Origin of the sequence: uncultured Caballeronia sp., from assembly GCF_964243625.1 — a bacterium.
Lineage (GTDB): Bacteria > Pseudomonadota > Gammaproteobacteria > Burkholderiales > Burkholderiaceae > Caballeronia.
In genome coordinates this window covers 1-5,674 of record NZ_CAXTGZ010000402.1, presented here as the reverse complement: position 1 = coordinate 5,674, position 5,674 = coordinate 1, and the positions used below count along the sequence as shown (strand labels likewise).

General features: G+C 61.1%; 5 protein-coding genes and 1 pseudogene. 2 read left to right on the top strand and 4 right to left on the bottom strand.

Translation table 11 applies throughout. The features are described from left to right. Both ACFFAR_RS22975 and ACFFAR_RS22970 read left to right on the top strand, forming a co-directional pair. Nucleotides 1–1,154 (top strand): ATP-binding protein (locus ACFFAR_RS22975; protein ID WP_375508528.1); only part of this gene is annotated, 1,154 nt, incomplete at its 5' end. Then, nucleotides 1,151–1,693 carry a response regulator transcription factor gene (locus tag ACFFAR_RS22970; protein WP_062168604.1) on the top strand — a complete coding sequence of 181 codons (543 nt, stop codon included), beginning with the start codon at nucleotides 1,151–1,153 and terminating at the stop codon, nucleotides 1,691–1,693. The genes ACFFAR_RS22975 and ACFFAR_RS22970, both read left to right, overlap by 4 nt. Before the next feature lie 59 nt (nucleotides 1,694–1,752). Here ACFFAR_RS22970 and hslU read toward each other — a convergent pair whose 3' ends face one another. From hslU to ACFFAR_RS22950, 4 genes and pseudogenes are all read right to left on the bottom strand, one after another. Beyond that, nucleotides 1,753–3,090, bottom strand: a complete 1,338-nt coding sequence (gene hslU / locus ACFFAR_RS22965; protein WP_174364460.1) for an ATP-dependent protease ATPase subunit HslU — start codon at nucleotides 3,088–3,090, stop codon at nucleotides 1,753–1,755. Between the two features lie 17 nt (nucleotides 3,091–3,107). Further along, complete coding sequence (gene hslV, locus ACFFAR_RS22960) at nucleotides 3,108–3,644, bottom strand: ATP-dependent protease subunit HslV (RefSeq protein WP_062168607.1); 537 nt, start codon at nucleotides 3,642–3,644, stop codon at nucleotides 3,108–3,110. Nucleotides 3,645–4,017: 373 nt separating this feature from the next. Continuing rightward, on the bottom strand, nucleotides 4,018–4,437 hold the full coding sequence (gene dksA, locus ACFFAR_RS22955) for an RNA polymerase-binding protein DksA (protein ID WP_062168608.1): 420 nt from the start codon (nucleotides 4,435–4,437) through the stop codon (nucleotides 4,018–4,020). A gap of 726 nt (nucleotides 4,438–5,163) precedes the next feature. Then, nucleotides 5,164–5,646: pseudogene (locus ACFFAR_RS22950) on the bottom strand (GTP-binding protein); the annotation flags it as partial. Nucleotides 5,647–5,674 lie beyond the last annotated feature (28 nt).

Sequence of the window (5,674 nt, the reverse complement as noted above, 5' to 3'; positions counted from 1 at the left end):
GGACCCGTGTCATGCGCGCGCGGCCCGAGACCAATCTCGAATTGTTCGGACAACTCTGGGTCGATCTCGGCGCGTTGTCCGCGCTGCTGTTCCTGAGCGGAGGCGCGACGAATCCTTTCGTCACGTTGTATCTGCCGTCGCTGGCAATCGCGGCCGCGGTGCTACCGTGGAATCTGTCGGTCTGGCTGGCGTTGTTCGCCGTGGCTTGCTATGCGCTGCTCACCGTCAGCTACGTGCCGCTCAATATGGAAGATCCGCTGAACCTGTTCGAGTATTTCCGGATCGGGTTGTGGGTGAACTTCATGGTAAGCGTGGGTTTGATCGGCTGGTTCGTCGCGCGGATGTCGCGGGCGTTGCGAGCGCGCGATTTCGCTCTGGCCGATGCCCAGGAGCGCCTGCTGCGCGACGAACGCGCCGTTGCGCTCGGCGTTCAGGCCGCGACCGTCGCGCACGAAATCGGCACGCCGTTATCGACCATTGCAATGCTCAGCGAAGAACTCCGCGATTCAGCGCGTCACGATCCGCATCTCGCGCCGTATGCGGCGGACATCGAATTGCTCGAGCAGCAAATGGGCTTGTGCACGTCGGCGCTCGCGCGCCTGCGCAGCCGCGCAAGTGAACCGCCGCCGCGGCAATCGCTGGATGACTGGCTGCATGGGTTTGTCGAACAATGGCGGCTGCGCCACCCGCACGTGCGCTTCGAGCTGATCGAGGCCGAGGAGCACAAGCGCGCGAGCCTATTCCTGAGTGATCCGGTCGCGGTCGGCCAGATCCTGACCATTCTGCTGGATAATGCCGCCCGGGCCAGCAGCAATTCGGTGACGCTCGCGACATCGGCGGCGCGGCATCTTGGCGAGCCCGTGATTCAATTCGATGTACGCGACCAGGGCCCCGGCATTCCCGCCGGGCTGCGCGGCTCGCTCGGCGCGACGCCGGTCGACAGCACGCAAGGCGGTCACGGCGTCGGCTTGTATCTGGCATTCTCGGCGGCAGCGCGGCTCGGCGGGTCGATCGAGCTGACGGCGGCAAGCCCTCGCGGCACGCACGCAATCCTGCGTCTCGCCGATACAAGCGCCCCCGAATCGCGTGACAAAGCAGCAAGGACGGGCCGCGGCGGTATCGCGGCATCCGTCTCCACGGAGAAAAGAGCATGAGCGACAAGAATTTTTTGGTTATCGACGACGATGAAGTCTTCGCGGGCATCCTCGCGCGCGGCCTGACTCGGCGCGGCTATACGCCGCATCAGGCGCACGACGCCGCTGCGGCATTGCGTCTCGCCAACACGCAGAAGTTCGGGCAGATCACCGTCGATCTGCACCTCGGCAATGATTCCGGGCTGACGCTCGTCGCGCCATTGCGCGATCTGCAGCCCGACGCGCGGATTCTCGTGCTCACGGGTTATGCGAGCATCGCGACGGCGGTCCAGGCGGTGAAAGATGGCGCGGATAATTACCTGGCCAAGCCGGCGAACGTCGAGACGATCTTGTCGGCGCTGCAGGAAGAGGCAAGCGAGCAGACGGCCGAGGAAGCCATCGAGCATCCGGCGCTCTTGTCCGTGGCGCGGCTGGAGTGGGAGCACATCCAGCGCGTGCTGGCCGAGAACAGCGGCAACATCTCGGCCACGGCGCGAGCGCTGAACATGCATCGGCGCACGCTGCAGAGAAAACTGGCGAAAAAGCCCGTGCGCCAATGAAAAAGCGCCGGGCCATTTCGATAATCGAAAGGGCGCGGCGCCGTCTTTTCTTGTTGCAGTTACAGCACGTAGCGCGACAAATCCTCGTCTTCGGCTACGTCGTTCAGCGCTTTATCGACGTAAGCCGCGTCGATATGCACCGGGTGTCCCGCATGGTTGCCCGCCGCGAACGACACTTCTTCCAGCAGCTTTTCAATCACGGTATAAAGCCGCCGCGCGCCGATATTCTCGGTCTTCTCGTTCACTGAAAACGCAATTTCTGCCATCCGGCGAATGCCTTCCGCGCTGAAGTCGAGATGCACGTCTTCCGTAGCCAACAGCGCCGTGTACTGCTTGACCAGGCTGGCATCGGTCGTATTCAGGATGGCTTCGAAATCTTCCACCGACAGCGAATCCAGTTCAACACGGATCGGAAAACGTCCCTGTAGCTCGGGAATCAGATCGCTCGGCTTCGAAAGATGGAACGCGCCGCTTGCGATAAACAGAATGTGATCCGTCTTGATCATCCCGTATTTCGTATTGATCGTGGTGCCTTCCACCAGCGGCAACAAATCGCGCTGTACGCCCGCACGCGATACTTCCGCGCCGCCCGCTTCGCTGCGCGACGCGATCTTGTCGATCTCATCCAGGAACACGATGCCGTTCTGCTCCACGTTCTGTACGGCCTTCGTCTTGACCTCTTCGTCGTTCAGCAGCTTGCCGGCTTCTTCGTCGGTGAGCAGCTTCAGCGCTTCCTTGACCTTCACCTTGCGCTGCGTCTTTTTGCCGCCGCCCATGTTCGCGAACATGGAACGGATCTGGTCCGTCATCTCTTCCATGCCCGGCGGCCCCATGATGTCCATGCTGGGTTGCGGCGCTTCGACATCGATCTCGACTTCCTTGTCGTCGAGCAAGCCTTCGCGCAGACGCTTGCGGAACGTCTGGCGCGTGCTGTTCGCGCTGTCGTCCTGCGTTTCGCCGGCACCGAAACCGACGGGACGCGCGCTCGGCAGAAGAATGTCCAGGATCCGGTCCTCGGCACGGTCGATCGCCCGCGAACGCACTTTGCGCGTCTCGGTTTCACGCGTCTGCTTGATTGAAATCTCGATCAGGTCGCGCACGATGCTGTCCACATCGCGGCCAACGTAACCGACTTCGGTGAACTTCGTGGCTTCGATCTTGATGAACGGCGCGTCGGCGAGTTTTGCGAGGCGCCGCGCGATTTCCGTCTTGCCGACGCCGGTCGGTCCGATCATCAAAATGTTCTTCGGCGTGATTTCCTGGCGCAACGGCTCGGCGACCTGCTGGCGGCGCCACCGGTTGCGCAACGCAACAGCAACAGCCTTTTTCGCGCGGCCCTGGCCGATGATGTGTTTGTCGAGTTCCGAGACGATCTCGGCGGGAGTCATGGTTGTCATCGTTGGTCCTTGTCCTGTTACTCGATCGTCTCGATGACGCGATTGTGGTTCGTGTAGATGCACATGTCGCCGGCGATGGTCAGCGCTTTTTCGACGATTTCGCGCGGAGAGAGTTCGGTGTTTTCCGTCAATGCCTGGGCCGCAGCCTGTGCATAGGCGCCGCCTGAACCGATCGCGCAGATGCCGTTTTCCGGGTCGAGCACGTCGCCGTTGCCCGTGATGACCAGCGTGGTTTCTGCGTCGGCGGTAATCAGCATGGCTTCCAGCCGGCGCAACATGCGGTCGGTGCGCCAGTCCTTTGCGAGTTCGACGGCGGCACGTGTCAGGTTCCCTTGGTGTTTCTCGAGCTTTGCTTCGAAGCGGTCCAGGAGCGAAAAGGCATCGGCCGTGCCGCCCGCGAAACCGACGAGCACCTTGCCGCCATAGATGCGGCGCACTTTCTTGGCGCCGCCTTTCATCACGATATTGCCCAACGTCACCTGGCCGTCACCGCCCAAGGCGACCTTGCCGTCGCGTCGCACGGAGACGATCGTCGTGCCGTGAAATTGTTCCATGTGCATTCCTTTGAAAGCTGAGGGGCGCGCTGCGCCGCCGGGGAATCCTTGGGGAGCGTGGAAGAGGCCGGGCGCGTGCGGCGTTGCGCTCGACGGACTCTCGTCACGCCCGCGCAAAAAGAGCGCGTCCAGTCCATTTTAGGGCGCGGGGGGAATTATCAAGACGCCTCGGCCGGCATCTTGCATCCGATGGCCATTGCCGGCCGATCGTCATATGGAATAAGCGTTGCGATGGTCGAAAGACGCGCGCAAAAACAAAAAGGCACACGAATTATCGTGTGCCTTTTTAGTGCTTCCCGGATGCCTGAAGCAATTTCGCAGTCGGCGCGTTTCCCGCCGCGGCTTCAGTCGCAGCGCGTGCCGGCAATGTGCATCAGTCGCCGAACAGCTTCTGGCGCAATTCGCGTCGTTCCTGCGCTTCGAGCGAGAGCGTTGCCGTCGGCCGTGCGATCAGGCGCGGAATGCCGATCGGTTCGCCGGTTTCCTCGCACCAGCCGTAATCGCCGGACTCGATGCGCGCGAGCGACTGCTGCACTTTCTTCAGCAGCTTGCGCTCACGGTCGCGGGTACGCAGTTCGAGGGCATGTTCTTCCTCGATCGTCGCGCGGTCCGCCGGGTCCGGAACGATGACGGTTTCCCGCAGGTTTTCCGTCGTCTGGCCCGCATTCTTGAGAATATCGGCCTGCAACTGCTCCAGTCGGACCCTGAAGAACGCGAGCTGATCGCCGTTCATGTAATCCTTGTCGCCCATCTTCAGGATTTCGTCTTCGGTCAACAATCGATTCGTCGTCATCTGGCTTGCTTCTTCAATGTGGGGCGATGTCGTTCGCCATCTTCGCGGTCGCTCGCCGCGCTCGCCGCCGCCGTTGTCCGGATCTCCCGGCTTCCGGCGATACTCGCCAACAACTACTCCATCCACCGGTCAGGCCAAAGCCTGCTTCTTGCACGGCGCAATACGCGCCTTGCAGACAATTCCCTTGGGATTGATTTTCAAGCGAACCGCCCGCCATCCGATGTTCGGAACAACACTTACCTAGCACTTCCACCTTCTTGCCCTGCTACCTTTTAGCGTCGTTTTCGCGTGCACGGCACGCTCGGGACTTCCGGCGCAGCTACGGGCAAACCCTTGACACTTCAGGCAAAACCGTATCCAGGGCTGGTCCGGTGGGGGCTGTATTGTAACTGAATCGCCATGGCATACGAGGCTCACGCAAAACGCTCCCCCGATTCGTTCGATATCTCAAAAATATAACGCGGTGACGTTTAAAAAGCGATGGTTCTTGGTGGGTGCGAGCACATATTGCAACGGTGGTCGTCGCCAAAAATCGCCGGCGGCAATCCGGGTGGTCCAGGCGCCAAGGATTTTAGCTGTCCCAATGCGTCACATTGGGTGCGCGACGGGCGAGAAATAGCGAGAGAAGTGCCGGAAACAGGCGCTTTCGGCGTCGATGGGCGAAAAAAATGCGCAAAACCGATAAACGGCTTCGCGCATGGCTCATTCAGGCCGGTTCGGCGAGGCTCAGACCAGGCAGGCGGTAAGCCCGTCGATGATCAGATCCTGCGGCAACTCGATACCGATAAACACCATCTTGCTGTTCTTTTTCTCGATCGGCTGCCATTTTGCCGCGAGGTCGCTGCCCATCATCTGGTGCACGCCCTGGAATACGACCTTGCGATCCACGCCTTTCATATACAGCACGCCCTTGTAGCGCAGCAGGCGTTCGCCGTAGATCTGCAGAATCCCGCCGAGGAAATCCTCGAGGCGGTTCGGATCGAACGCGCGGTCGCTGCGAAACACGAAGGACTTGATCTTGTCGTCGTGATGCGCGTGATGATGGTTCGCGTGGCCGTGCTCGTGGTCATGGCTGTGATCGTGGCCGCAGGTTGCGTGGTCGTGATCGTCGTCGTGGGCGTGGTCATGGCCGTGCTCGTGCCCGTGCTCGTCATGAGCGTGATCGTCTTCCGCGAGGAAATCGGGGTCGATTTCGAGCTTCGGCCTGATCTTCGTTGCCTACTTCTTGTTGACCTGG

Bases quoted from the DNA above. Each gene is read 5' to 3' on its own strand.
- hslV (WP_062168607.1), bottom strand. From the start codon at position 3,644: ATGGAACAATTTCACGGCACGACGATCGTCTCCGTGCGACGCGACGGC.
- ACFFAR_RS22970 (WP_062168604.1), top strand. From the start codon at position 1,151: ATGAGCGACAAGAATTTTTTGGTTATCGACGACGATGAAGTCTTCGCG.
- dksA (WP_062168608.1), bottom strand. From the start codon at position 4,437: ATGACGACGAATCGATTGTTGACCGAAGACGAAATCCTGAAGATGGGC.
- hslU (WP_174364460.1), bottom strand. From the start codon at position 3,090: ATGACAACCATGACTCCCGCCGAGATCGTCTCGGAACTCGACAAACAC.